This is a genomic window from Kribbella sp. NBC_01484 (assembly GCF_036227145.1).
In the GTDB taxonomy this organism is placed as follows: Bacteria; Actinomycetota; Actinomycetes; order Propionibacteriales; family Kribbellaceae; genus Kribbella.
The window spans coordinates 63,995-88,279 of sequence record NZ_CP109437.1 but is presented as its reverse complement, the minus strand read 5'-3'; the positions used below and the strand labels follow the sequence as shown (position 1 = coordinate 88,279).

General features: G+C 69.1%; 24 protein-coding genes. 12 read left to right on the top strand and 12 right to left on the bottom strand.

Annotated features, from left to right (window positions below):
* The first annotated feature begins 9 nt into the window (after positions 1 to 9).
* A complete protein-coding gene (pdxR, locus tag OG555_RS00400; RefSeq protein WP_329480019.1) occupies positions 10 to 1,386 on the top strand; it encodes a MocR-like pyridoxine biosynthesis transcription factor PdxR in 1,377 nt (458 codons plus the stop codon).
* Positions 1,387 to 1,388: 2 nt separating this feature from the next.
* Positions 1,389 to 2,069 carry a VOC family protein gene (locus OG555_RS00395; RefSeq protein ID WP_329480018.1) on the top strand — a complete coding sequence of 227 codons (681 nt, stop codon included), beginning with the start codon at positions 1,389 to 1,391 and terminating at the stop codon, positions 2,067 to 2,069.
* Between the two features lie 43 nt (positions 2,070 to 2,112).
* Here OG555_RS00395 and mmuM read toward each other — a convergent pair whose 3' ends face one another.
* From mmuM to OG555_RS00365, 6 genes are read right to left on the bottom strand one after another with little or no spacing between them, the layout of a single operon-like run.
* The gene (gene mmuM, locus OG555_RS00390; protein WP_329480017.1) at positions 2,113 to 3,063 is read right to left on the bottom strand and encodes a homocysteine S-methyltransferase; all 951 of its coding nucleotides are present in this window, start codon (positions 3,061 to 3,063) and stop codon (positions 2,113 to 2,115) included.
* Entirely contained in the window at positions 3,047 to 3,973 is a 927-nt protein-coding gene (locus OG555_RS00385; RefSeq protein ID WP_329480016.1) for an FAD-dependent oxidoreductase, read from the bottom strand. The genes mmuM and OG555_RS00385 overlap by 17 nt, the downstream gene beginning before the upstream one ends.
* 51 nt (positions 3,974 to 4,024) lie before the next feature.
* A complete protein-coding gene (locus OG555_RS00380; RefSeq protein ID WP_329480014.1) occupies positions 4,025 to 5,347 on the bottom strand; it encodes an enolase C-terminal domain-like protein in 1,323 nt (440 codons plus the stop codon).
* The gene (gene kdgD, locus OG555_RS00375) at positions 5,344 to 6,258 is read right to left on the bottom strand and encodes a 5-dehydro-4-deoxyglucarate dehydratase (RefSeq protein ID WP_329480012.1); all 915 of its coding nucleotides are present in this window, start codon (positions 6,256 to 6,258) and stop codon (positions 5,344 to 5,346) included. Before kdgD ends, OG555_RS00380 begins: the two co-directional genes overlap by 4 nt.
* Before the next feature lie 52 nt (positions 6,259 to 6,310).
* Positions 6,311 to 7,003: a FadR/GntR family transcriptional regulator gene (locus OG555_RS00370; protein WP_329480010.1), complete on the bottom strand. Its 693-nt coding sequence runs from the start codon at positions 7,001 to 7,003 to the stop codon at positions 6,311 to 6,313.
* Positions 7,000 to 8,121, bottom strand: coding sequence for an L-talarate/galactarate dehydratase (locus OG555_RS00365; protein ID WP_329480008.1), 1,122 nt, complete (start codon positions 8,119 to 8,121; stop codon positions 7,000 to 7,002). Before OG555_RS00365 ends, OG555_RS00370 begins: the two co-directional genes overlap by 4 nt.
* A 104-nt stretch (positions 8,122 to 8,225) precedes the next feature.
* Here OG555_RS00365 and glsA point away from each other — a divergent pair, with 104 nt between their 5' ends.
* Positions 8,226 to 9,581 (top strand): glutaminase A, encoded by a 1,356-nt coding sequence (gene glsA, locus OG555_RS00360; RefSeq protein WP_329480006.1) that lies wholly within the window; start codon positions 8,226 to 8,228, stop codon positions 9,579 to 9,581.
* 19 nt (positions 9,582 to 9,600) lie between these two features.
* On the opposite strand, the gene glmS is transcribed toward glsA, so the two are convergent.
* The 3 genes from glmS to nucS form a co-directional block, all read right to left on the bottom strand.
* On the bottom strand, positions 9,601 to 11,421 hold the full coding sequence (gene glmS / locus OG555_RS00355) for a glutamine--fructose-6-phosphate transaminase (isomerizing) (protein ID WP_329480004.1): 1,821 nt from the start codon (positions 11,419 to 11,421) through the stop codon (positions 9,601 to 9,603).
* A gap of 34 nt (positions 11,422 to 11,455) precedes the next feature.
* Positions 11,456 to 11,737: a hypothetical protein gene (locus OG555_RS00350; protein ID WP_442914021.1), complete on the bottom strand. Its 282-nt coding sequence runs from the start codon at positions 11,735 to 11,737 to the stop codon at positions 11,456 to 11,458.
* Positions 11,738 to 11,865: 128 nt separating this feature from the next.
* Positions 11,866 to 12,525, bottom strand: a complete 660-nt coding sequence (gene nucS, locus OG555_RS00345; RefSeq protein ID WP_329480002.1) for an endonuclease NucS — start codon at positions 12,523 to 12,525, stop codon at positions 11,866 to 11,868.
* Between the two features lie 73 nt (positions 12,526 to 12,598).
* On the opposite strand from nucS, the gene OG555_RS00340 reads away from it, so the two are divergent.
* The 4 genes from OG555_RS00340 to OG555_RS00325 all read left to right on the top strand — a co-directional run bounded on the left by OG555_RS00340 (position 12,599) and on the right by OG555_RS00325 (position 16,151).
* Positions 12,599 to 12,922 (top strand): hypothetical protein, encoded by a 324-nt coding sequence (locus OG555_RS00340; protein WP_329480000.1) that lies wholly within the window; start codon positions 12,599 to 12,601, stop codon positions 12,920 to 12,922.
* A complete protein-coding gene (locus tag OG555_RS00335; protein WP_329479999.1) occupies positions 12,919 to 13,800 on the top strand; it encodes a class I SAM-dependent methyltransferase in 882 nt (293 codons plus the stop codon). Before OG555_RS00340 ends, OG555_RS00335 begins: the two co-directional genes overlap by 4 nt.
* Complete coding sequence (locus OG555_RS00330; RefSeq protein ID WP_329479997.1) at positions 13,797 to 14,252, top strand: NUDIX domain-containing protein; 456 nt, start codon at positions 13,797 to 13,799, stop codon at positions 14,250 to 14,252. The genes OG555_RS00335 and OG555_RS00330 overlap by 4 nt, the downstream gene beginning before the upstream one ends.
* A 120-nt stretch (positions 14,253 to 14,372) precedes the next feature.
* Positions 14,373 to 16,151 (top strand): 3-hydroxyacyl-CoA dehydrogenase family protein, encoded by a 1,779-nt coding sequence (locus OG555_RS00325; RefSeq protein ID WP_329479995.1) that lies wholly within the window; start codon positions 14,373 to 14,375, stop codon positions 16,149 to 16,151.
* A gap of 13 nt (positions 16,152 to 16,164) precedes the next feature.
* Here OG555_RS00325 and OG555_RS00320 read toward each other — a convergent pair whose 3' ends face one another.
* On the bottom strand, positions 16,165 to 16,953 hold the full coding sequence (locus OG555_RS00320; protein ID WP_329479993.1) for a phytanoyl-CoA dioxygenase family protein: 789 nt from the start codon (positions 16,951 to 16,953) through the stop codon (positions 16,165 to 16,167).
* Positions 16,954 to 17,123: 170 nt separating this feature from the next.
* Here OG555_RS00320 and OG555_RS00315 point away from each other — a divergent pair, with 170 nt between their 5' ends.
* Entirely contained in the window at positions 17,124 to 17,921 is a 798-nt protein-coding gene (locus tag OG555_RS00315) for a helix-turn-helix domain-containing protein (RefSeq protein WP_329479991.1), read from the top strand.
* Between the two features lie 514 nt (positions 17,922 to 18,435).
* Here OG555_RS00315 and OG555_RS00310 read toward each other — a convergent pair.
* Positions 18,436 to 19,083: a response regulator transcription factor gene (locus tag OG555_RS00310; protein ID WP_328519215.1), complete on the bottom strand. Its 648-nt coding sequence runs from the start codon at positions 19,081 to 19,083 to the stop codon at positions 18,436 to 18,438.
* A complete protein-coding gene (locus OG555_RS00305; RefSeq protein ID WP_329479989.1) occupies positions 19,035 to 20,330 on the bottom strand; it encodes a sensor histidine kinase in 1,296 nt (431 codons plus the stop codon). Before OG555_RS00305 ends, OG555_RS00310 begins: the two co-directional genes overlap by 49 nt.
* A 270-nt stretch (positions 20,331 to 20,600) precedes the next feature.
* On the opposite strand from OG555_RS00305, the gene OG555_RS00300 reads away from it, so the two are divergent.
* From OG555_RS00300 to OG555_RS00285, 4 genes are all read left to right on the top strand, one after another.
* Positions 20,601 to 21,632: a fatty acid desaturase family protein gene (locus OG555_RS00300; protein ID WP_329479987.1), complete on the top strand. Its 1,032-nt coding sequence runs from the start codon at positions 20,601 to 20,603 to the stop codon at positions 21,630 to 21,632.
* Between the two features lie 67 nt (positions 21,633 to 21,699).
* Positions 21,700 to 23,091, top strand: coding sequence for a M28 family peptidase (locus tag OG555_RS00295; RefSeq protein WP_329479985.1), 1,392 nt, complete (start codon positions 21,700 to 21,702; stop codon positions 23,089 to 23,091).
* Positions 23,092 to 23,147: 56 nt separating this feature from the next.
* On the top strand, positions 23,148 to 23,441 hold the full coding sequence (locus OG555_RS00290; protein ID WP_329479983.1) for a hypothetical protein: 294 nt from the start codon (positions 23,148 to 23,150) through the stop codon (positions 23,439 to 23,441).
* A gap of 11 nt (positions 23,442 to 23,452) precedes the next feature.
* The gene (locus OG555_RS00285; RefSeq protein ID WP_329479981.1) at positions 23,453 to 24,217 is read left to right on the top strand and encodes an alpha/beta fold hydrolase; all 765 of its coding nucleotides are present in this window, start codon (positions 23,453 to 23,455) and stop codon (positions 24,215 to 24,217) included.
* Positions 24,218 to 24,285 lie beyond the last annotated feature (68 nt).

The window sequence follows — 24,285 nt, the reverse complement described above, 5'->3', positions numbered from 1 at the left end:
TCCCGTTTCATGGAGGATTCCGATGTGGTCGGGGCGGATCTTCATCTGGATCTGGCCGCGGCACGGGGACGCAACGAGCTGGTCCGGGCCTTGCACGACTCGATCCGGAGCGGGCGGTTGCCGGCGGGGACGCGGTTGCCGTCGTCGCGGTCGCTCGCCCGCGATCTGGGGATCGCCCGCAACACAGTCGCCGACGCGTACGGGCAATTGGTCGCCGAGGGCTGGCTGACCGCGCGCCAGGGGTCCGGCACGGTCGTCGCCAACCGCGTCAGCACGCCGGCGGTCGCCGTACCGACGTTGCCTGAGGCAAGGAGTTTCCGGTACGACCTGACGCCGGGGTCGCCCGATGTGTCGACGTTTCCGCGGGGTGAGTGGCTGGCCGCGGCACGGAAGGCGTTGCCCGCGGCGCCGAACGAAGCGTTCGGACTGGGTGATCCGCGCGGCCGGATCGAGTTGCGCCGGGTGCTCGCCGACTACCTGGCCCGGGCGCGTGGGGTGCGGGCCGATCCGGAGCGGATCCTGATCTGCTCGGGGTATGTACAGGCACTGAGTCTGCTCAGCGAGGCCGTCAAGACCCAGGGCGGTACGACGATGGCGGTGGAGGAGTTCGGGTACGGCCTGCATCGGGACGTGATCCGGGCACGCGGTCTCGAACCCGTGCCGGTGCCGGTGGACGAGCTGGGTGCGCAGGTGTCGGAGCTGTCCGGTCAAGGCGTGCTGCTGACCCCGGCCCACCAGATGCCCACGGGCGTGCCGCTCGCGCCTGAGCGTCGTACGGCGGCGGTCGAATGGGCCCGGGAGTCCGGGGCAGTGCTGATCGAGGACGACTACGACGGGGAGTTCCGCTACGACCGGCAGGCGGTGGGGGCGTTGCAGGCGCTGGATCCCGAGCGGGTCGCGTACACGGGGACGGCGAGCAAGAGTCTCGCACCCGGCCTTCGGCTCGCCTGGATGGTGTTGCCGCAGCGGCTGATCGAGCCGGTGATCGCGGCCAAACGGACCGCGGACTACCAGACCGCGACGCTCGACCAGCTGACGCTGGCGGAATTCATTGCCTCCGGCCACTACGACCGGCACGTCCGGCGCTCGCGCATGCACTACCGCCGGCGTCGGGACCGCCTGGTCGAACTGCTCGCGGTCCGCTCCCCGGAGGTCAAGATCGCCGGCATCTCGGCCGGAATGCACGTCCTCCTCGACGTACCGGGTGACGCCGAGGACATCGTCGCCCGCGCCGCCCGCCAGGGTCTCGGCCTCGCCAGCCTCAGCAGGTACCACTTCGACCCGACCCCGGCCACCCGCCAAGCCGTCATCGTCGGCTACGGCACCCCACCCGACCACGCCTACCCCGGCGCTCTCGACCTCCTCTGCCAGGTCCTAGGAGTGTGACCATGCCAGCTGATGCGTCGGCACCGATCCACAACCGGATCGGCGCAGTCTTCGTCCACGTCACCGACATGCAGCGGGCGATCGCCTGGTACAGCGCGCTCTGCGGCGTGCCGCAGTCGGCGACGAGCCATGAAGGACTGATCTACGACGTCCCGATGGACGGTCCGACCGGGCTGACCCTCGACGGTCATGCGCATGCCCGCGGCGCGTTTCAGCCGGGCGGGCCGCTGCTGATGCTGCCCGCCGACGACATCCATGCGGCGCACGCCTTCGCCGGCGAGCACGCACGGGAGGTCGGACCGGTGGAGGACATCGGCAGCGTCAGCGTCTTCCACCTCGCCGACCCGGACGGGAACAGGCTCATCGTGTACGCCGAGAACCGACCAGGCGACACCAGCAGCTCTGCCAAGAGGCGTGGAGGTCGTTGCCGCACGCATGCGGTCAGTGGCTGGGGGTGTGCAAGGTCGACAGGAGGTGTCCCCCTGGCGCCGGCCCGGCCGGCCGGGGTCAGGCGTGAATGCCACGCCCGACCAACGCCCCCGACCGACACCTCCTGTCGAGCTTGCACACCGGCCGACCTCGCCCACACATCCAGCAGTAGAGGCCAATTTCAGCGGTCAACCTCGCAGCTGCACCCTTCTATCCACCGCATGCCAGATGTGAAGGGACCAGATCAGGGGTGAACCCCACACCTGGCCTCCCCGGCTGACTTGGCTTGACGGGGCACTAGCTTCGACCGATAGCGCTGGCCAGGGCGCGGATGTCCGCTGGGCCGACCCGGCAACAGCCGCCGATGTACTCCGCTCCTGCCCGCCGCCAACCGAGGGAGAGGGTGGTGAGGGTGCGCATGGTGGTGGGGTAAGTGGTCGGGTCGGCGATGGGGCCCAGGATGGCGGTGGGAGTGGTGACTGTCGGGGTTGCGGTCCACCGGTGGGTGGTGGCGTCCCAGGATTCGCCGCTGTTCGGGTAGGCGATGGCGGGTTTGCCGGTGACCGCGACCGCTGTCTCGACCGCGTGTTGCACGGCGTCCGGCCGGCAGCAGTTGATGCCTACAGCAACCACCTGGTCGATCGCGGCGATCGCGAAGGCGTCCTTCAGTGGTTGGCCGGCGCGGGTGCGCGAGCCGTCGATCGAGTACGAGAACCAGGCCGGGAAGTCCAGCTCGGCCAGCAACTCCACCAGCACCTCGGCCTCGTCCGTATCCGGGATCGTCTCGACCGCGAGCAGATCCGGCCCGGCGCCGATCAGTAGCTCCAGCCGCGGCCGGTGGAAGTCGCGAAGGACGGAAGCCGGCACGCCGTACCGACCGCGATACTCCGAGCCGTCCGCGAGCATCGCGCCGTACGGCCCGACCGACGCGGCGACCAACCGCCCGCCGCCGCCCAGTTCGTCTCGCACGTCGCGGGCGATCCGCACACTGCTGGCGATCAGCCGCTCGGCCTCACCCCGCGATACCCCGGCGCGCTCGAAGCCGATCACGCTCGCCTGATAGCTGGCGGCTGTCGCCACCATCGCCCCGGCTTCGTAGTACGCCCGATGCACCGCGGCAATCTCCTCCGGCGCGTCTTTCAGCAACCGCGCCGACCACAACGCGTCGGACAGATCATGCCCGCGATCCTCGAGCGCGTTCGAGAGGCCGCCGTCGAGGATGACCGGGTGATCAGACGCTTTGGACAAGTTCGAAGACCTCGTCGGCGCAGCCCCAGGAGAGGGTGACGCCGGAGCCGCCGTGGCCGTAGCAGTGGATGACAGGCTCGCCGGTGCGAGTGCGGACGAGTTCGCAGCGGATCGTCGGGCGGGCCGGACGGAGCCCGACGCGCTGCCGGAGGATCTTCGCCTTGCGGAGTTGCGGGACGAGTTCGGCAGCGCGGGCGAGGATCTGGTCCGTCGTCTCGGGGTCGACCGCCATGGTCCAGTCGCCGGGCTGGCTGGTGCCGCCGACGACGACGTCGTTCTCGCGGGGGATGACGTAGGTGAGGTCGTAGGGAGGGCGGTCCGCGATCAGCCACTCGGACAGACCACACTGCTCGACCGTCATCACCTGACCGCGGACCGGCGTCACGGTCGGGTCGGCGGCGGTCAGCCGGGCGCCAAGGCCGGTGCAGTTCACCACCAGGTCGGCCGAGGTCGGAAGCGCGGACAGCGCCGAGCGCGTCAGCGTTCCACCGGCCTGCTCGAGCCGCTTCACCAGCGCTTGCAGATAGACCGGCATCTCGATCACCGGCGCCGTGAACGACCACCCGTCCACGAACCCGGCCGGCGGCGACGGCACCCGGGCCAGATCAGGCAGTACGTCGGCCCAGCGCGGATCCGGCGTCCGTTCCTCCAGGAACTCGCGCCCGTGCCGCATCCGCACCGACGGCTCGAGCTCCGCCAGCTTCGCGAACTCCTCGTACGCCGTCCTGGACCAGGCGGCGACGCGATCCTCGGGGGCCGACAGGTACGGGTACCAGATCGCAGCCGCCACCGCCGACGTCGTCTCCAACGGCAGGTCGCGGGCGAACACGGCCACGTCGTACCCACCCTCGGCGAGCCGGACGGCACAACTCAGCCCGATCACGCCCGCACCCACCACGATCACGCGCATCTACAGATTGTTACCCGCTGATCGCGATCACGCCACCGGTTGCCTCCGGCATCAGCGCACCAGGCAGGGCCGCTTCGGGTCGAAGGTCCAGTCCTCGATCAGGTACTGCATCGCTACCGCGTCGTCCCGCGCACCGAGTCCGTGCCGCAGGTACAGCTCGTGCGCGGCGGCCAGTGCGTCGCGATCGAGTTCGACACCGAGACCAGGACGGTTCGGTACGGCGATCTCGCCGCCGACGATCTGCAGTGGCTCCTTCGTCAGCGACTGCCCGTCCTGCCAGATCCAGTGCGTGTCGAGCGCGGTGATGTCGCCCGGCGCGGCAGCACCGACCTGGGTGAACATCGCGAGCGAGATGTCGAAATGGTTGTTCGAGTGCGACCCCCAGGTCAGCCCGAAGTCGTGGCACAACTGCGCGACCCGCACCGACCCGGCCATCGTCCAGAAGTGCGGATCGGCCAGCGGGATGTCCACCGCGTCGACCCGGATGGCGTGCGCCAGTTCGCGCCAATCGGTGGCGATCATGTTGGTCGCCGTTCGCAGCCCGGTCGCTCGCCTGAACTCGGCCATCGTCTCCCGCCCGGAGAACCCCGCCTCGGCGCCACATGGATCCTCGGCATACGCGAGTACGTCGTGCAGCCCCGAGCACACCGCGATCGCCTCGCGCACCAGCCAGGCGCCGTTCGGATCGATCGTGATCCGCGCGGACGGGAACCGCTCCGCCAGCGCGCGCACCGCGTCGATCTCCACGTGGGCGTCGAAGACCCCGCCCTTCAGCTTGAAGTCCGCGAATCCGTACCGCTCCTGCGCCGCCTCGGCCAGCGCCACCACCGCGTCCCGGGTCAACGCCGGCTGTCGCCGTAGCCGCGACCAGCGATCACCGAAGCCGTCGTCGGTCAGATACGGCAGCTCCGTGCGCCCCGGATCGCCGACATAGAAGAGATAGCCGAGCACCGGCACGGCAGATCGCTGCTGCCCGTCGCCCAGCAGCTCAGCCACCGGTACGCCGAGATGCTGCCCGAGCAGATCGAGCAGAGCCGACTCGAGTCCGGTCACCGCGTGGACCGTCGTACGGAGGTCGAAGGTCTGCAGACCACGGCCGCCTGAGTCGCGGTCGGCGAAAGCGAGGCCAACGGTCCGTAGCAGTTGGCGGTAGCGCGCGATCTCCTGGCCTGTCACCAACCCCGCGGCCTCGCGGATGGTCGATGCGATCTTCTCGCCGCCCGGCACCTCGCCCAGCCCGGTGTTGCCCGAGCTGTCGGTCACGATCACGACGTTGCGGGTGAAGAACGGGCCGTGCGCGCCGCTCAGGTTGAGCAGCATGCTGTCGTACCCGGCGACCGGCACGACCTCGACCGACGTGATGGTCGGCGTCACTGGATCTTGCCGATCAGATCGGTCAGCTGGGCGAGCTCTTCGGTGGTCAGGTCCTGTAGCGGCGGCCGGACCGGGCCTGCGCTGCGCCCGATCGCGGTGAGGCCGGCCTTGACGATCGAGACGGCGTACCCCTTCATCCGGTCGCGGATGTCGAGGTAGGGGAGGACGAACTCGTTCAGCTTGCGGTAGACCGACTCCCGGTCCTGCGCGACGACGTCGGCGTAGAAGCCGAGCGCGAACTCGGGGACGAAGTTGAAGATCGCCGACGAGTACGTGCTGACGCCGAGCTGCAGCAGCGGCAACGCGAACGTCTCGGCCGTCGGCAGGCCGCCGATATACGTGAGCCGGTCGCCGACGCGGGCGTAGGTGCGGGTCATCAGTTCGATGTTGCCGACGCCGTCCTTGAGGCAGACCAGGTTCGCGTTCCGGTCGGCGAGTTCGGCGACTGTGACATCGGTCAGGATCGCGTTCGCCCGGCTGTAGACGGTGACTCCGAGATTGGTACTGCGACAGACCGCCGACACGTGCTCGCTCAGACCACGCTGACCGGCTTCGGTCAGGTACGGCGGGAGCAGCAAGACCCCATCAGCGCCGGCGGCCTCGGCGGCCTGTGCTTGCTCGATCGCGGTCGCCGTACCGCCGGTGGCGGGTGCGATCACCGGGACCCGGCCATTCACCTCTGACACCGCCGTACGGACGACCTTGTCGATCTCGGCCGCGGTCAGGGAGAAGCCCTCGCCTGTGCCGCCCGCGGCGAACAGGCCGGCGACGTCGTACTGGCTCAGCCAGGAGAGGTGCTCGCGGTAGCCGGCCTCGTCGAAGCTCAGATCAGGAGTGAAATGCGTGACCGGGAAGGACAGCAGTCCGGTCTTGAGCTGGGCAGCCAGTTCGGCGGGGGAGTAGTGGGTCACGCTCGTGAGCCTAGGAAGCATTCTGAATACCTGTCCAAGTTCTTTTTTGGATCTATCGATGCTCTGTGGGCATCGCGAGGCGGTGCCGGGTGTTCGCCAGGTGCACCCGCGCTGCGGCTCGGGCCGCTTCGGGGTCGGAGCGGGCGATCGCGGCGTGGATGTTCTCGTGCTCGTGCACGACGCGGGTGAGATGGTCGGGGTCCGACATCTCGTACGCCGGATCCAGCCGGGTCCGCGGCAACAGGATCATCATCGGCCCGAGCGACCCGATCAGGTCGGAGTAGAAGCGGTTCCCGGCCGCGGCCGCGACCTTCAGATGGAACGCGAAGTCCGCCTCCACCGAGCGGCTCGGGTCGTCCCCGATCCGCCGGAAGTCGGCCAGCGCCCGCTCGATCCCCAGCAGCTGATGCTCGGTACGCCGTACCGCCGCAAGGCCCGCCGCCTCACTCTCGACGCCGATCCGGAAGTCCATCAACTCCAGCACGTCCTGATGCGACCGAACCTCCCGCATCCCAGAGGTCCGCTCCGGCACCTCCAGGACGAACGACCCGCGTCCCTGGAACGTCTCCACCAACCCGGCCGCCTGCAGTCGCGAGACAGCCTCCCGCACCACCGTCCGGCTGACGCCGAACTCCTCGACCAAGCTGTTCTCGGCCGGCAACTTGTCGCCGGGCGCGATCTCTCCGCTGAGGATGCGCCGCTTCAGCTCCTCGACCAGCTCGTAGGCCAGCCCTCGTCCGCTCATCGGGTGCCGAACTCACACGCGTCGACCGTCCACGCGGCGCACTGCTCGCTCGTGGTGAAGCCCAGGCCCGGACGGTCGGGCACGAGCATGCGGCCGTCCAATGTCTCCAGCCGCTCGTTGAACAAGGGATTCAGCCACTCGAAGTGCTCGACCCACGGTTCGCGCGGATAGGCCGCGGCCAGGTGCAGATGGATCTCCATCGCGAAGTGCGGCGCCAACTGAAGTCCATGATGATCAGCCAGCGTGGCCAACTTGAGGAACGGCGTGATGCCGCCGATGCGCGGCGCGTCCGGCTGGATGATGTCGGCAGCCCGCGCTTCGATCAGCCGGACGTGTTCGCCGACACTCGACAACATCTCCCCGGTGGCGATCGGCGTGTCCAGCGCAGCCACGAGCTCCGCATGTCCGAGCGCGTCGTACGCATCGAGCGGCTCCTCGATCCACACCAGGTCGAACTGCTCCAGCACGCGGCCGAACCGCAGTGCCGTCGGCCGGTCCCACTGCTGGTTCGCATCCACCATCAGCGGTACGCCGTCGCCGAGGTGCTCGCGGACCGCGCGGACCCGCTCGAGGTCGATCCGCGTGTCCGGCTGCCCGACCTTGATCTTGATCCCGCCGATGCCGTCCGCCAGCGACTTCGACGCGCGCTCCTTGACCTCCTCGATCGGTGCGTGCAGGAAGCCACCGGAGGTGTTGTACGCCCGGACCGAGTCACGATGCGCCCCGAGCAACTTGGCCAGCGGCAGACCGGCCCGCTTCGCCTTCAGATCCCACAGCGCGATGTCGATCGCCGCGATCGCCTGCGTCGCCACCCCGGACCGCCCGACCGACGCGCCCGCCCACAGCAGCTTGTCGTACACCTTCGCGATGTCCGACGGATCCTCGCCGATCAGCCCGCTGGCGACCTCCTTGGCATGCGCGTACTGCGCCGGACCACCGGCCCGCTTCGAGTAGCTGAACCCGATCCCGTGCTGCTCCTGCGCGGTCGCGATCTCCGCGAACAGGAAGACGATCTCGGTCATCGGCCGCTGCCGGCCGGTCAGCACCTTGGCGTCGCTGATCGGCTGGTCGAGCGGCAGGACGACGGAGGACAGCCGGACATGGCGGATGTGGTCCATGCAGTGATCATACAAGCAATCAACTTGTACGACGACTAGCGGTTTGACGGTCTCGTAACACCAGGGAACCAGCCCGGAAACACACGCCGGAGAAGGTCTGTCGCATGGCCGAATTCGACGTGGAGAGTCTGTTCCGCTCGCTCGACACCGACCGGGCGAACGTGGTCTGGAAGTGGAAGCTGCTCGAGGAGCTGGGGCAGGCCGGTCTCCGCGCCGACGACCCGCGCGTCGAGCGCGCGGTGAGTTCGACGGTGGACTCCGGTACGCCGTTCGAGCCCGGTCAGCCGGAGTGGCTCGACTTCGAGCAGTTCCGGGAAGTGGTCCGGGAGCCGGTGATCTGGCGTGCCTTGCAAGGGCAGCTGTCGATGCGGCCGGACGAGTTCGCCGAGTTCACCCAGGGCGTCGAGCGGATCTACGCCGAGCTCCTGGACGAGCGGTCCGGTGAGGTCGCGCAGTACATCCCGACCTTGCGCAACGCGGACCCGGAACGGTTCGGAATCGCGGTCTGCACGGGGGACGGGCAGGTGTTCCAGATCGGCGACGCGAACGTCGGGTTCAGTGTGCAGTCGACGTCGAAGCCGTTCAGCTACGCGATGGCGCTCGAGCAGCTCGGCGCCGCCGACGTGCACCGTTGGGTCGGTCAGGAGCAGAGCGGCGGGACCTTCAACGACCCGAGGCTGTCACTCGACGCGGCCGGCAAGCCGCAGAACCCGATGATCAACGCCGGCGCGATGGCGACCCTCGCGCTGGTCGAACCCGACCTGGACGTGTCCGAGCGGTTCGCCAAGGTCGAGCAGACCTGGGCCCGGATGATGGGCGCGCCACCCGGTTTCGACCACCGGACGTTCCTGGCCGAGCGCGACACCGGCCACGGCAACCGTGGCCTGGCCAACCTGATGGCCGCGAAGGACATGCTGAACGTGGACCCGAAGGACCGCGACGCGCCGCAGAAGGCGGCCGAGTTCTACTTCGCCGTCTGCTCACTCGAGGTCGACGCCCAGCGTCTCGCGGCGGCCGGAGCCACGCTGGCCAACGGCGGCGTCGCGCCGTACTCGGGTGAGCGGGTGTTCTCCCAGGAGACCGCCGGGCGGGTGTTGTCCGTGATGGGACACAGCGGGATGTACAACGACTCCGGGCAGTTCGCCGGCCAGGTCGGGCTGCCGGCGAAGTCCGGCGTCTCGGGCAACGTGATGCTGGTGGTGCCGGAGAAGCGTCTCGCGGTCGTCACGTTCTCGCCGCGGCTGGACGAGGCGGGCAACTCGGTCCGCGGCGTCGAGGTCTGCAAGCGGCTGGTCAACGAGTTCGGCCTGCACCCGTATCAGAGCCTGGGCGCCGAGCGTGAGGTGGCGCGGCTCGCGTTCGGAGGGGTGACGAGGCCGGGTGGCGGACGTGCAGACCAGCACAATGCAGCGGCCCCCGCCACGGCGAGCGTGACGAGGGCCGGCGAGCTGCAGTTGTGATGGCCTGGCGGTCCGGGCCTTACTCGACCGTCACCGACTTGGCCAGGTTGCGGGGCTTGTCGACATCGTGGCCGAGGGCAACGGCCGCGTAGTACGCGATGATCTGCAGCGGGATGGTGAGCAGGATCGGGTCCAGCTCGGGCTCGTTCTTCGGTACGACGATCTTCGCCGCGACCCCGTCCGGGACCTCGACGCCCGGGTGCGTGACGACGTACAGCGGGCCGGAGCGGGCGCCGATCTCGTGCAGCGCACCGATGTTGCGGTCGAGCAGCTCGTCGTCCGGGACGATCGCGACACTCGGAACGTCCGGCGAGATCAGCGCGAGCGGGCCGTGCTTGAGCTCGGAGGTCTGGTACGCCTCGGCGTGCCGGTAGGAGATCTCCTTCAGCTTCTGCGCACCCTCGCGGGCGACCGGGTAGCCGCGGGTCCGGCCGACGAAGAACAGGCTCTCGTGCTGGGCGAGCCGGCCGGCGATCTTGGCCAGCTCCTCCTCCTGGGCGACGATCGACTGGATGTGCTCGGGGAGCTTCTTCAGGCCCTCGATCAGCCGGCGGCCGTCGGCGGGGGAGACGTCGCGGATCCGGCCCAGGTGGATGCCGAGCATTGCGAACGCCACCGCCATGTTGGTCAGCGCCTTCGTCGACGCCACCGAGACCTCCGGGCCGGCGTGCAGGTAGACGCCGCCGTCGACCTCCCGGGCGATGCTCGAGCCGACCGCGTTCACCAGGCCGATCACGCGACCGCCCTTGCGCTTCAGCTCCTGCACCGCGACCAGGGTGTCCAGCGTCTCGCCGGACTGGCTGACCGCGATATACAGGGTGTCGCGCTCGACGACGGGGTTGCGGTAGCGGAACTCCGAGGCCGGCTCGGCGTCGGCGGGGATCCGGGCGACCTCCTCGATGAACTGGGCACCCATCTGGCCGGCGTAGTACGCCGAACCGCAGCCGAGGATCTTGACCCGCTTGATCTCCCGCGCCTCGCGGGCGTCCATGTTCAGGCCGCCCAGGTGGACGGTGTGGAAGCGCTCGTCGAGGCGGCCGCGGATGGCCCGGCCAACGGCGTCCGGCTGCTCGTGGATCTCCTTCATCATGAAGTGCTCGTGCAGGCCGCGCTCGTACTCGTCGGCCTCCCACTCGACCGTCTTGGCGGTCTTGGTGGTCGGAGCGGCGTCCTGGGTGAACGTGCGGTAGCCGTCGGCGCGGACGGTGGCCATCTCACCGTCGTCCAGGTAGACGACCTGGCGGGTGTAGCGGATCAGCGCCGCCGCGTCGGAGGCGACGTGCATCTCGCCGTCACCGATGCCGAGGATCAGCGGGCTGCCGTTGCGGGCGACCACGATCCGGTCCGGGAAGTCCAGGTCGATCACGGCGATGCCGTAGGTGCCCTCGATCCGGCGCAGGGCGGCCATCACCTTCTCCTCGAGGGTGGCGCCCTCGGACTGCTCGATCAGGTGCGCGAGCACCTCGGTGTCGGTCTCCGAGCGCAGCTTGACGCCCGCGTCCTCGAGCTGGGCGCGCAGCGCGCCGGCGTTGTCGAAGATGCCGTTGTGGACGACGGCGATCCGCTCGTTGCCGCTGGCGTGCGGGTGTGCGTTGTCCTTGCTCGGACCGCCGTGGGTCGCCCACCGGGTGTGGCCGATGCCCAGCTTGCCGCCGAACCGCTTCGGCAGTGACGCCTCCAGCTCACGCACCCGGCCGGCGTCCTTGTGCACCTTCAGCTCGCTGGACCCCAGCACGGCGACACCCGCCGAGTCGTACCCGCGGTACTCCAGCCGGGCCAGTCCGTCCACCAGGATGGGCGCGGCCGGCTTGGTGCCGACGTACCCGACGATTCCGCACATGTAGTGGTGCCTTTCGAAGGTTGGAGTGTGCCGGTCAGCCGTAGACGATCCGTCGCAGCTGCCGGGCGGAGAGTTCGGGTGAGCGGACCGGCCAGTGCCGGAGCTCGGTGCCGAGCCGGGCGAAGATCTCGTCGTTGCGGGCCCCGTAGGTCTGCAACTCCCGGTGCCGGCGCCGGACGTACTCCTCGGTCGTTTCGGTGAAATAGGCCAGGACGTCGGCGACCACGCGCCGCGCGTCGTCCGCGGACAAGCCGGTCGTCCGGCTGACCTGCTCGGCCAGCTCGTCCACCGGCCCCACCGCCGCCTCACTGATCACGCGTCAACTCTGCAGCGCTTCCAGGGCCAACACAAAGGATCTGCCCGAAATCGGGCAAAAAAGTTAACCTGTCAGGAAGGGGATTCGAATCTGCGCAGCCCGAGCGGGTTGTCAGCGCTTCGGGGTGGTCAGAAGAGGCGCAGGACGTCGGATTCCATGCCGCGGAGGGCGTCGTAGTCGACAGTGACGCATTCGAGGCCGCGGTCGCTGGCGAGGAACTGTGCCTGCGGCTTGATCAGCTGGGCGGCGAAGATGCCCCGGACCGGGGCCAGCAAGGGGTCGCGGTTGAGCAGTTCGACGTACCGGGTGAGCTGCTCGACACCGTCGATCTCGCCGCGGCGCTTGATCTCGACCGCGACGTGCTTGCCGTCGGCATCGCGACAGAGCAGGTCGACCGGACCGATCGCGGTCGGGTACTCCCGGCGGACGAGCGTCCAGCCTTCGCCGAAGGTGTGCACATGCTCGGCCAGCAGTTCTTGCAGGTGCGCCTCGACGCCGTCCTTGATCAGGCCGGGGTCCGTGCCGAGCTCGTAGGCGGTGTCGCTGTGCACCTCCTCGATGGTGATCCGCAGCTCCTCGCCGGCCTTGTTGGTGACGCTCCAGACGTCGTCGTCCACGGTCAGCTTGCAGGGTGGCGACATCCAGTTCAGCGGCTTGTACGACCCGCCGTCGGCGTGGATCAGGACCGACCCGTCCGCCTTCACCATCAGCAACCGCGGCGCCATCGGCAGATGAGCCGTCAGCCGTCCGGAGTAGTCCACAGAACATGTAGCAATCACCAAGCGCACGAGAAAGCACCGTAGTCCACAACCGGCCCGAAACCTATGTCGCCTGGCCGCATGGAGTGGGAGGCTGGACGCCATGATGCCGAAGGTCAGCGAACAGGCGATCGCCGCGTACGAGACGGTCGCCGCGGGACTGGTGTCGGCCGGGGTGGTCCGGGGCAGCATGTTCGGCATGCCCTGCCTCAAGGTCGGCAAGAAGGTGCTCGCCGGGATGTTCGGTGACGCCATGACGTTCAAGCTCCCGCCCGAGCCCCGGGAGAAGGCGCTCGCGCTGCCCGGCGCCGAGCCGTTCGACCCCGGCATGGGCCGCCCGATGAAGGAGTGGGTGGTGATCCCGCTGGCGCAGTCGGCGGCCTGGCCGGACTATGCCGCCGAGGCGCTGGAGTACGTCGCCGGATGAATCTCATGTGCCCCGCGCGGATTCTGCTGCTACCTGGGGATGTGCAGGATCCGGCGGTCGGGGAGCCGATCGCCCAGGTGTACGCCGGCTCGTTCGAGGCCGCGGCCGGAGCGCGGCTGGCGGACCACCTCGGCGTGCCGCTGACCGTCGTACCCGAGCTGGTACGGCGTCCTGACGACGAGTTGCTGGCGATCGCGGATCTGCATCGCGGCGAGACCGTGGTGGTGCTCGGGCTGGATCTCGGGCTCAGGCTGCCCGCGATCGTCGAGCACACCGGCGACGGGTGGACGCGGGTGCCGAGCGACAACGAGGTGACGCTGGCGACGTACGAGCAGGCGGCCGACCGGTTCCGGGAGTCGATCCCGAAGGAGCCCAATCATCCGTTGATCGACCTGCTCGCCGAGCGGGTCGGGCCGGGTGGGCGCGTGCTGGAGCTGGGAAGCGGGACCGGGCGGGACGCGATCGAGCTCGAGCGGCGGGGGTTCGCCGTACGGCGGACCGACGCGACGCGGGCCTTCCTCGACATGATGCGAGCCGACGGGTACGCCGCCGACCCGCTCGACGCACTCCGGGACGACTTCGGCGGCCCGTACGACGCGGTGTTCGCCGACGCCGTGTTCCTGCACTTCGATCGTGCCCAACTGGCCGACGTACTGCGGAAGGCGGCGCGGGCGGCGGGCGTGCTGGCCTTCAGCACGCGGGAAGGCAAGGGCGAGGAGTGGACGAACCGGCTCCTCGACCTACCGCGGCATTTCGTCATGTGGCAGGAGGATCCGTTGCGAGATCTGCTCACCAGCACCGGCTGGACCGTTCAGCACCTGCGACGGGGCGAATCCCAGTTCGGTGGCTGGTTCTACGTCCTGGCGACGCGCGCATGATCCGGGCCGGAGTCGTGCTGCTGTCCGGGCAGGGTGTCGCGGCGATCGAGCGGGTCCGGGACGGTACGACCTACCACGTGCTGCCCGGTGGTCAGGTCGAGGACGGCGAGAGCCCGGCCGAGGCGGCCCGGCGGGAGGCACACGAGGAGCTCGGCCTGCTGGTGAAGATCCGCGGGCTCGTCGCGGTCGTGCACTTCGGCGACAGCACCCAGCACTACTTCCTGGCCGAGACGATCGGCGGCGAGTTCGGGACCGGGGACGGGCTGGAGCTGGCGAGTCCGGCCGAGTCCGACCGGGGAAGTTATCGGGCGGTGTGGTTGCCGGTCGGGGAGCTCGACGGGCGGCAGCTGCGGCCGAAGCCGATCGCGGCGGCATTGGCCGGCGCGCCGGATCCGGAGTGGCTGATGGACGGCTGGCTGGAGACGCCGGTGGCGTTCGACGAGGGCGTGTGAAGCCCGGACGCGATGAGCTGTCCAAATATGTCCGGACGCGATGAGCTGTCCAAATGTATACAGCCTCGCGGGTGACTCAGCTCATGGGCGGACCAGTGTGCGGACTGGCATAGTGCAGGCATGGCTCGGGAACTGAAGACGGTAGGTGTGGTGGGTCTCGGCACGATGGGCGCCGGGATCGCCGAGGTGTTCGCGCGCAACGGGCTGACCGTGGTCGGCGTCGAGCGTGACGAGGAGGCCGCCGAGCGCGGCCGCGGCCACATCCAGCACTCGACCGATCGGGCCGTGAAGCGCGGCAAGCTGTCCGTCGAGGACCAGCAGGCGCTGTTCGACCGGGTCACCTTCGCCACCTCGATGGACGCGCTCGCCGACTGCGACCTGGTGATCGAGGCGGTCATCGAGCGGCTGGAGCTGAAGCGCGAGATCTTCGCCGAGCTCGACAAGGTCGTCCGGGAGGACGCCATTCTCGCGACGAACACGTCGAGCCTGTCCGTGACCGAGATCTCCGTCGCCACGCAGCGTCCGCGCCGGGTCGTCGGCATGCACTTCTTCAACCCGGCGCCGGTGCAGGAGTTCGTCGAGGTCATCAAGACCGTCGTCACCGAGCCGGACGTGGTCGAGGACGTACTTGCGTTGGCCCGCCGGCTCGACAAGGTTCCGGTGGTCGCCGCGGACCGGGCCGGCTTCATCGCCAACGCCCTGCTGTTCGGCTACCTCAACCACGCGGTCTCGATGGTCGAGTCCCGCTACGCGACCCGTGAAGACGTGGACGCGGCGATGCGGCTCGGCTGCGGCTACCCGATGGGTCCGCTGGCGCTGCTCGACCTGATCGGCCTGGACACGACGTACGAGATCCTCGACACGATGTACAAGCAGGGCCGCAACCGGCTGCACGCGCCGGCCCCGATCCTGAAGCAGATGGTCACCGCCGGCCTGCTCGGCCGCAAGACCGGCCGTGGCTTCTACACCTACGAGGCTCCGGACTCGCCGGTCGTCGTGGACGACGACCTGACCCCTTCGACCTCAGGTGACGCTCCGGCCGTCCGCCCGATCAAGCAGGTCGGCGTGGTCGGCTCCGGCACGATGGCGGTCGGCATCATCGAGGTCTGCGCGAAGGCCGGGTACGACGTTCTGTACGTCGCCCGCGGCACCGAGAAGGTCGACCAGGTCCGGGCCGGGCTGGAACGCTCGCTGGAGAAGGGCGTCCAGCGCGGCAAGCTCTCGTCCGACGAGCGCGACGCGGCTCTGCGCCGGATCACCGGTACGGCGAAGCTCGACGACCTCGCCCGGGCCGACCTGGTGATCGAGGCCGTGGTCGAGGAGCTCAGCGTCAAGCAGGCGCTGTTCGAGACCTTCGACGAGATCTGCAAGCCGGGCGCGATCCTGGCCACCACCACGTCGTCCCTGCCGGTGATCGACCTGGCGATGGCGACCAAGCGGCCGGCCGACGTGGTCGGGCTGCACTTCTTCAACCCCGCGCCGGTGATGCAGCTGGTCGAGGTGGTCAGCACCGTCAGCACCGCACCCGAGGTCGCCGACACGGTCGCGGCGCTGGCCGTTGCCGCTGGCAAGCATCCGGTCCGCTGCGGCGACCGGGCCGGCTTCATCGTCAACGCTCTGCTGTTCCCGTACCTGAACGACGCGGTCCGGATGCTCGAGGCGCACTACTCGAACGTCGACGACATCGACGCCGCGATGAAGCTCGGCTGCCGCCTGCCGATGGGCCCGTTCGAGCTGCTCGACGTGGTCGGTCTGGACGTCTCGCTGGCGATCCAGCGCACCCTCTACCTCGAGTTCCGCGAGCCTGGCTTCGCGCCGGCCCCGCTGCTCGAGCACCTCGTCACCGCCGGCTACCTCGGCCGCAAGACCGGCCGAGGCTTCCGCGACTACAGCAACTGACCAAGGTCGTGTCCTAGGGTTCGGCGTCCGCGTAGTCGCCGCAGGGGCCGCCGCCGATGGCTTCGGGGAGGACGGCCGTACGACGGTCCGGTCGCACGAGCGGGTTGTAGAAGGCGGCGATCTCGGTGCTGTCCTCCGGGATGTAGTGGAAGATCAGCGCGCGGCGGAAGCGGTCCACGCTCGTGTTGGGCCGGGAGCCGTGCACGACGCTGCCGTGGAAGAACAGCACGTCGCCGGCCCGCATCTTCGTCTGCACCTTGGTCAGACCGTCGGGCACCGGGACCTCGGCGTTGGTGAACGACTCGGTCAGGTCGGCCGGTTCCGGGCAGGCGAGCTCGGTCTGGTGCGAGCCTGGGACGACCGCGAGCCCGCCGTTCTCCGCGTCCACGTCGTCGACCGCGATCCAGGCGGCCAGGCAGGTCTCGGGATCCGCGCGCAGGAACGTGTTGTCCTGGTGCAGGGCCTGCCCGCGGGCGCCCGGCGGCTTGAAGTAGAACATCGACTGGGCACCGAGCGCCGGTCCGATCAGCACGGTGACGACATCGAGGATCCGGCTGTCCAGCATCAGCTCCAGCGCAATCCGGCCGGCCGCCACATCGGTCCGCCGGTGTGGGTGCACGAACCGCGGGAACCGGGCCAGCGGATCGTCGTCCGGTACGCCGTCGTCGATCGCGAGCGAGTGGTCTTCGGCGACCTGGTCCATGAAGACCGTCCTGAGTTGCTCGACCTCGGCGGCGTCGAGCAGTTGGGGGACCTGCACGATCCCGTCCCGCCGGTAGATGTCGGCGATTGTCTGGGTCATGGGGCCTCCCGGCCTGGACTGAGGAGCGGAGGGAGCGAAAGCGACTGGAGCGACGAGGGAAGGCCGGGAGCAACAGCCCCATGACCCGCCGCGCCGGAGGCGTGGCATGAGTAGAGTCATGAGTCCAGGATCTGCGCAGGAAGTCCGGACGGGCGATAGTCTATCGAGCTGTGAACCTTCGAGATCCTGCTGAGTCTCCGCATCCGGTTGTCCGCCGGCTGGAGACCGGTGAGTTCGACGAGGGACCGGAGTACGCGACGTATCGTCGCCGCGGGACCACGGACTGGCTGCTGGTGCAGACTCTCGACGGCACCGGCAGGTTCGGAGCTGTCGCGGCGGATCCCGACACGGTTGTCCTGGTCCGGCCGCGAACCCGGCACGACTACGCCACCACCGGGCCGCGCTGGCACTTCCTCTACGCGCACCTGCACCCGAAACCCGACTGGTTGCCGCTGCTCGACTGGCCCGAAGTTGCCCCCGGCATCCTCCTGCTCAGGCCGGCACCCGCGGCGGCTGAACGAATCGCCGATCATCTCCGGCACGCCGTCCGGCACCAGCGCAGCGTCCTCACCCAAGGCGAGCAACTGAGCGCGAACGCCCTCGAGGCCGCACTGCTCTGGTGCGACACCCAGAACCCCAAAGCAGTCCGGATCGACGACCGCCTGCTCCGCGTCATCGAGCTGATCGACCAGGACCTCAAGGCGAGGTTCGAGCTGCCCAGGTTGGCGCGCGCGGTCAACCTGTCGGTGTCACGGTTCGCCCATCTCTTCCGCGAGCAGCTCGGTGTCAGCCCCCAGCAGTTCGTCGAACGCCGCCGCCTCGACGCGGCCTGCCGCCTGCTCGAACTCACCGCCCGCCCGATCGCCTCGGTCGCCGCCGAGGTCGGCTACCCTGACCCGCTCTACTTCTCCACCCGCTTCCGGCTCCACACAGGCCTGAGCCCATCGGCGTACAGGAGCCGCTCTTAAACCGTGGACGGCATGGGTTGTCCGCTGCTGTTGTGGGTTCTCCCCTCGTGCACCAGGGGAGAACCGACAACGGGATGGGAGATCCGGCGCTTCGGTTGGTTCGGTGGGTGTTGCTCGTGCCGTCGACCGGATCGCTAGGCCATCACAACGAGGCGACGACGAAGGCCTCCCGCGGACGATCGCGGCGTCTGGGTGATTGTGATGGCCTGGAGGTCCGCCCCACCCCGCCGCGGCGGTGGTGGCGGGTGTGGCGATGCCGCGCCGCTGACCGGACCTGCACCACTCACAAGCAACGCGATGCCACAGATGCGACGCTCGACCGCGAGCACTCCGCGCCGGACGGACCGGGTTGGTGAGTGCGCCACGTCCGCCCAGGCCGCGACCGCCGGCCGGCCGGGGCAGGCTGTTGAGGATCTCCCACCCGATCCGGGATCCCGATCCGGGATCGGGTCGCAGCCGCGGGTGGCTTGGTCGCTGGTCTGCGTGCCGCTGAGCCTGTTCCGGGTGACGTGTCCTAGCGGGACGACAGGTAGGTGAGTACTGCCATCACACGGCGGTTGTCGTCCTCCGAGGGGGGCAGGTCGAGCTTGGAGAAGATGTTGTTGGTGTGTTTGCTGACGGCCTTCTCGGTGACGAAGAGGGCACCGGCGATCGCGGCGTTGGACCGGCCTTCGGCCATCAGGCCCAGGACCTCGGCCTCGCGCGGGGTGAGCCGGCTGATCGGCTCGTCGCGGGTGTTGCGGGCCAGGAGCTGTCCGATCACGTCCGGGTCCATCGCGGTGCCTCCGGCGGCAACCCGCCGTACCGAGTCGAGGAACTCGGCCACGTTGGAGACCCGGTCCTTCAGCAGGTAGCCGACCGCGCCACCGCCGCCGGTCAGCAACTCCCGCGCGTAGAGCTGCTCGACGTACTGCGAGAGCACCAGGATCGGCAGGCCCGGGACTTGGCGGCGGGCCTCGATCGCGGCCTTCAGGCCCTCGTCGGTGAACGTCGGTGGCAACCGGACGTCGACCACGGCGACGTCCGGCCGGTGCTCCACCAGAGCGGGCACCAGCCGGGGACCGTTGTCGACTGCCTCGACGACCTCGAAATCGTGCGCCTCCAGCAGGCGGATCAGTCCGTCCCGGAGGAGGGCGTGGTCTTCAGCGATGAGGACTCGCAAGGCAACTCCATGATCACGGTGGTCGGCCCGGCGCTCGGGCTCACGACGGTCAACGTACCGTCGAAGGCGGCCAGCCGCCGTTCGATACCGTACAGACCGCCACCGGGCCGGACGACCGCACCTCCGACGCCGTCGTCGCCGACCAGGATGTGCAGCCGCTCTTCCTCGTGGGTGATCTGGATCCACGCCTGCGTCGCGGCCGAGTACTTGACCGCGTTCGCGAGCGCCTCGGCCACCGCGAAGTACGCCGCCGACTCGACCGGCGCGGGCGGCCGGCCGGGGAGGTCGAAGGTGACGTCGACCTTGAACGGGCAGGTCAGCGCGAGCGCCTTGACCGCGCCGTCCAGACCGCGATCCGCGAGGACCGGCGGGTGGATGCCACGGACCAGGTCGCGCAGCTCGGACAGCGCCGTACTGGCGGACTCGCGGGCCTCGGTGAGCAGTGCGGCCGCCTGGGCCGGATCACGGGCGACCATTTCCTCGGCCATGCCCAGGTTCATGCTGAGCGCGGCCAGCCGGGCCTGGGCGCCGTCGTGCAGATCCCGCTCGATCCGGCGCAGCTCGGCCGCCTGGGTGTCGACGGTCTCGGCCCGGGACTCGGCCAGCTCGCGGACCCGCATCGCCAGCCGGGCGCTCTCGGTCGGGCCGAGCAGCGAGCGGGCGATGTACGCGTTCGCCTTGAGCAGCCGCTCGCCGGCGGCGTACCAGATCATGAACGCGATCAGCGCGACCGGCATCAGCAGGAAGCTGGTCCAGAAGTTCACCGTGACCAGCCCGCCGAACGGCTCGGTGAACACACCCTCCGGGGTGACGCCGACGAGCAGCGGGTAGACCAGATAGAACAGCGTGGCCAGGAAGAGTACGGCGCTCAGCAGACACAGGGTGAACCCCAGTACGGCGTTCACCAGCAGCCACACGATGTCACGCCAGGTAGCCGGGTCGGTCAGCGTCGTCCGCAACCACATCAGCACCCCGGGCACCGGCGGCTTCTTGTACGGGCGGGGGATCGGCTCGCCGAGGAATCCGGCCAGCATGGTCCGGTGGCAGTTCGCGAACCAGCGTGCGGCCGGTACGAACACGAGCAGCAGCGGGATCCCGACCCAGACCGCGATCAGCGGCACGGCGACCACGTTGAGCACGAAGAAGGCGATCCCGAGCTCGGCCAGGATGGCCAGGAACAGCGCGATCCATGGCTGCGCGAGCTTGGGGTACCGCAGCGGCGGCGCCTGGGTGGCAAGCTTGCTCATCCACGTCCTCGCTTCGCTCCGGGCGCGGACGAGACACGAGATGGGCTGTGCCTGCTGATGAACTCACTGCGTTCGTTCATGTCTCCATCATGACCGAGTGTGAGACCTGACTCAGTGGTGTTAGGCCCACTGTCGCCTGGGCACTGGCTCCCCATCGCGTTCGGGTAGTAGCACTCATGTGCTGAGCCGTTAGGGCGCTGAGGCTTGATGACGTACGCTGGCCGCGGCTGTACGCCTAGGCCTCCCCCGATCCCGAGACGAGGACCTTTGATGGCTCAGCCAACGGTTTCACCTCCTATTGCCACGCGCGGTTCCGACTTCTCCCCGTTACTGCGGGAGATCAAGGCGGCCGGTTTGCTGGAGCGCCGTACGGCGGCGTACGCGATGGCGATCGGGATCAACGTGGTCCTGATGGGATTGACCTGGGCGGCCATCGCCGTGGTCGGCAGTTCGTGGTGGGTGCTGCTGCTCGCGCTCCCGCTGGGCATCCTGACCACCCGGGCCGCGTTCTTCGGGCACGACGCCGGCCACCAGCAGATCGCCAGCTCCCGCAAGCTGCACGACTGGGTCGGCCTGGTGCACGGCAACCTGCTGCTCGGGATGAGCTACGGCTGGTGGAACGACAAGCACAACCGCCACCACGCGAACCCGAACCACACCGACAAGGACCCGGACGTCGGCGAGGGCGTACTGGTCTGGACGCTCGAACAGGCTGAGGGCCGCACCGGCCTGCACGGCTGGCTGACCCGTCACCAGGCGAAGATCTTCTTCCCGCTGCTGACGCTGGAAGGCTTCAACCTCAAGGTCTCCAGCATCCGCTTCCTGCTCGGCCGCCCGCGCCGCGAGGCCAGGCTCGAGCTCGGCCTGATGGCCGCGCATCTCGTCCTCTACTTCACCGCGCTGTTCCTGATCATGTCGCCGGGCCAGGCGGTGCTGTTCGCGCTGATCCACCACATGATCTTCGGTCTGCACCTGGGCAGCGTGTTCGCCCCGAACCACAAGGGCATGGAGATGCCCGACGGCGAGACCAACTGGGGCCACCTCGAGAAGCAGGTGCTCACCTCGCGCAACGTGAACGGCGGCCTGGTCACCGACTGGATGATGGGCGGCCTGAACTACCAGATCGAGCACCACCTCTTCCCGAGCATGCCGCGGGCCAACCTCCGCTTCGCCCAGCCCGTCGTCCGCTCGTACTGCGAACAGATCGGCATGCCGTACGTCAGCACCACCCTGATCGATTCGTACCGAATGGGTCTGCAGCACCTGCACGAAGTGGGCAGCGAACTTCGCGCTGAGTTCTAGGCGACTCAGTCGCAGATGGGTTAGGTTCACAGGTCTCGGGGCCGCCCACCCTTGTGAGGAGACCTGCATGACCGATAGATCCGGTCTGAGTCGCCGCGGACTGCTCGGCGCTGTCGCCGGGGTCACCGCCGCAACTGCTCTTCCCGCCGCCCCCGCCTGGGGCACCGACGACCAGCGACCGGGTGCGATGAACCGCCCGACGCTGGACAAGTACGACCGCCAGATCGTGTCCGGCCTGTCCTCGGACCGCGCGCTGCGCCACCTGCAGGTGCTGTCCGAGGACATCGGCCCGCGGATCGGCGGGACCACGAGTGAGAAGCGAGCGGCCGACTACCTCGCCGGCCAGCTCGACAAGTTCGGCTACCGGACCCGGCTGGAGCCGTTCGGAGTGGCGGACAAGTTCACCGCCGAGATCGAGGACGTCCGGGACATCCTGCCCGGCGACCTGTGCTGGCAGGCCGGCGCCGCCCCCGGTGGCAAGCTCGACGTCACCGTCGAGGGTCCGGTCCGGGACGTCGGCCCGGCGACGGCACCGGTCTGGCCGGCTGATGTGGCCGGCTCGATCGTGATCGCGGACGACGTGGCAGCGTCGCGCCCGGCCTTAGTCGCGGAGGCCGTGGCGCGGGGTGCTGTCGGTGTGATCCTGTTGCCGGCCGACCAGGTGTTCCCCCGCCGGGCGTCGGCGTTCGCGCCGAGCGGCCTGACCGACGTACCGATCCCGGTGATCGGCGTCGCCCAGGTGCAGAAGCGGCTGATCCGCGAAGCTCTCGCGGTGGTGAACTCACTGCCGCTGCGGATCAGTACGACGGCCCACCGCGGTCTGATCTCGAACAACGTGATCGGCGAGGGTCGGGGGAGGTCCGGTACCAACGGGCCGATCGTGATGGTCAGCGGTCACTACGACTCGGTGATCGGCGCACCGGGTGCGAACGACGACGGCTCGGGCACCGTGCTCACGCTGGAACTGGCCCGGGTGATGAGCCGTCTCCCCACCAACGCGACCCTGCGGTTCGCGCTCTGGGGTTCGGAGGAGCAAGGCCTGATCGGGTCCCGGTATCACGTCGCGCAGCTCGCACAGGACCAGCGCGATCGGTACCGGGCGGTCTTCCAGAACGACATGGTCGCCACCAGCTGGGACCCAGCAGTCACCTATTGGCTGCTGTCGTTCACCGGCCTGGCCAACACGGCGACGGATGCGGTCCGGGCGGCCGGTCAGCGGCTCGGGTACGACCCGCAGCTGGTCGGTCCGGTCCAACGTGGTGCGTCGGATCATCAGTCGTTCCAGGAGGTCGGGATCGCGTCCGCCAACTTCTCGTGGCGTGGCGAGATCTCGCCGGCTCACCTGGAACCGCCGTACCACTCGCCCGAGGACACCATCGCGAAGAACGTCAGCCTGGAACGCCTTCAGGTGTCGATGGAGCTGATCGGCACCGCGGCGTACGCCGTCGCGCGCAGCTGACCTGCGGGCCGACCATGCCGGAGTGACCTGGCTCATACGGCTAGCCTTGAAGAGCTATGTCGCGCAGAAGGCCTTCCAAGTGGCAGCGGCCGGTCGGTGACCGGCCGCTGCTCGGTGGTACCCAGGCCCGCGAGGAGCGATCCGACGGCGAGTGGATCGTCCGCCGCGTGTCCGGCTCCGCGTCGGCCAAGTCCTATCGTTGTCCCGGCTGCGACCAGCAGATCCTGCCTGCCACGCCCCATGTCGTGGTCTGGCCGGAGAACCCCAGCCTGCTCGGCGCGATCGGCGGCGCCCAGTCCCTCGACGAGCGACGCCACTGGCACACCGCCTGCTGGCAACGCCGCCGCTGAAAGGTATGCGGATGAAGCTTCCGGTCACGTCGTACGGCGCGTCGGGCACGCCCGTCGTGGTGATGCACGGGCTGTTCGGATCCGGCCGGAACTGGATGACCGCGGCCCGGCGCCTCGCGGACCGGCACCGGGTCTTCGCATTCGACCTGCGGAACCACGGGACGTCGCCGCACACGGACACGATGAGCTATCCGGAGATGGCCGAGGACGTCCGGGAGACGATCGAGTCGCTCGGCGTCGGGCCGGTCGCGCTCGTCGGTCACTCGATGGGCGGCAAGACCGCGATGCTCACCGCGCTGCAGTTCCCGCAGGTCGTCGAACGCCTGGCCGTGGTCGACGCCGCGCCGGTCGCTTACCCGCCGGCCTTCGTCGACTACGCCCAGGCGATGCGCAACGCCGACCTGTCCTCGGTGCAGCGCCGCGCCGACGTCGACGCCCAACTGGTTGCCGCCGTCCCCAATCCCGGCACCCGCGCCTTCCTCCTGCAGAACCTCATCCTCGACTCCTCGGGCGCCCGCTGGCGCCCCAACCTCCCGGTCATCGAGGCCGCGCTGCCCGCCATCTCCGGCTGGCCGGCGGTCGAGGGACTGCGGTACGACGGCCCGACGCTGTTCATCTACGGCGGCAAGTCCGACTACGTCCAGCAGGACCACCGCGCCACCATCGCGTCGTACTTCCCCCAGGTCCAGTACGCCGAAGTCCCCGAAGCCGGCCACTGGGTCCACGCCGAGCGCCTCGACGACTTCCTTGCCGTGCTGGCCCCGTTCCTGCCCTGATTTGGCAAACGGTTCCCGGTAACCCATTGACCTTTGCCTGACCGCGTCGGTAAGTTTTTGCCCAGTTC

Bases quoted from the DNA above. Each gene is read 5' to 3' on its own strand.
- pdxR (WP_329480019.1), top strand. From the start codon at position 10: ATGGAGGATTCCGATGTGGTCGGGGCGGATCTTCATCTGGATCTGGCC.
- OG555_RS00395 (WP_329480018.1), top strand. From the start codon at position 1,389: ATGCCAGCTGATGCGTCGGCACCGATCCACAACCGGATCGGCGCAGTC.
- OG555_RS00385 (WP_329480016.1), bottom strand. From the start codon at position 3,973: ATGCGCGTGATCGTGGTGGGTGCGGGCGTGATCGGGCTGAGTTGTGCC.
- OG555_RS00370 (WP_329480010.1), bottom strand. From the start codon at position 7,003: ATGAGCGGACGAGGGCTGGCCTACGAGCTGGTCGAGGAGCTGAAGCGG.
- OG555_RS00365 (WP_329480008.1), bottom strand. From the start codon at position 8,121: ATGGACCACATCCGCCATGTCCGGCTGTCCTCCGTCGTCCTGCCGCTC.
- glsA (WP_329480006.1), top strand. From the start codon at position 8,226: ATGGCCGAATTCGACGTGGAGAGTCTGTTCCGCTCGCTCGACACCGAC.
- glmS (WP_329480004.1), bottom strand. From the start codon at position 11,421: ATGTGCGGAATCGTCGGGTACGTCGGCACCAAGCCGGCCGCGCCCATC.
- OG555_RS00340 (WP_329480000.1), top strand. From the start codon at position 12,599: ATGATGCCGAAGGTCAGCGAACAGGCGATCGCCGCGTACGAGACGGTC.
- OG555_RS00335 (WP_329479999.1), top strand. From the start codon at position 12,919: ATGAATCTCATGTGCCCCGCGCGGATTCTGCTGCTACCTGGGGATGTG.
- OG555_RS00330 (WP_329479997.1), top strand. From the start codon at position 13,797: ATGATCCGGGCCGGAGTCGTGCTGCTGTCCGGGCAGGGTGTCGCGGCG.
- OG555_RS00325 (WP_329479995.1), top strand. From the start codon at position 14,373: ATGGCTCGGGAACTGAAGACGGTAGGTGTGGTGGGTCTCGGCACGATG.
- OG555_RS00320 (WP_329479993.1), bottom strand. From the start codon at position 16,953: ATGACCCAGACAATCGCCGACATCTACCGGCGGGACGGGATCGTGCAG.
- OG555_RS00305 (WP_329479989.1), bottom strand. From the start codon at position 20,330: ATGAGCAAGCTTGCCACCCAGGCGCCGCCGCTGCGGTACCCCAAGCTC.
- OG555_RS00300 (WP_329479987.1), top strand. From the start codon at position 20,601: ATGGCTCAGCCAACGGTTTCACCTCCTATTGCCACGCGCGGTTCCGAC.
- OG555_RS00295 (WP_329479985.1), top strand. From the start codon at position 21,700: ATGACCGATAGATCCGGTCTGAGTCGCCGCGGACTGCTCGGCGCTGTC.
- OG555_RS00290 (WP_329479983.1), top strand. From the start codon at position 23,148: ATGTCGCGCAGAAGGCCTTCCAAGTGGCAGCGGCCGGTCGGTGACCGG.
- OG555_RS00285 (WP_329479981.1), top strand. From the start codon at position 23,453: ATGAAGCTTCCGGTCACGTCGTACGGCGCGTCGGGCACGCCCGTCGTG.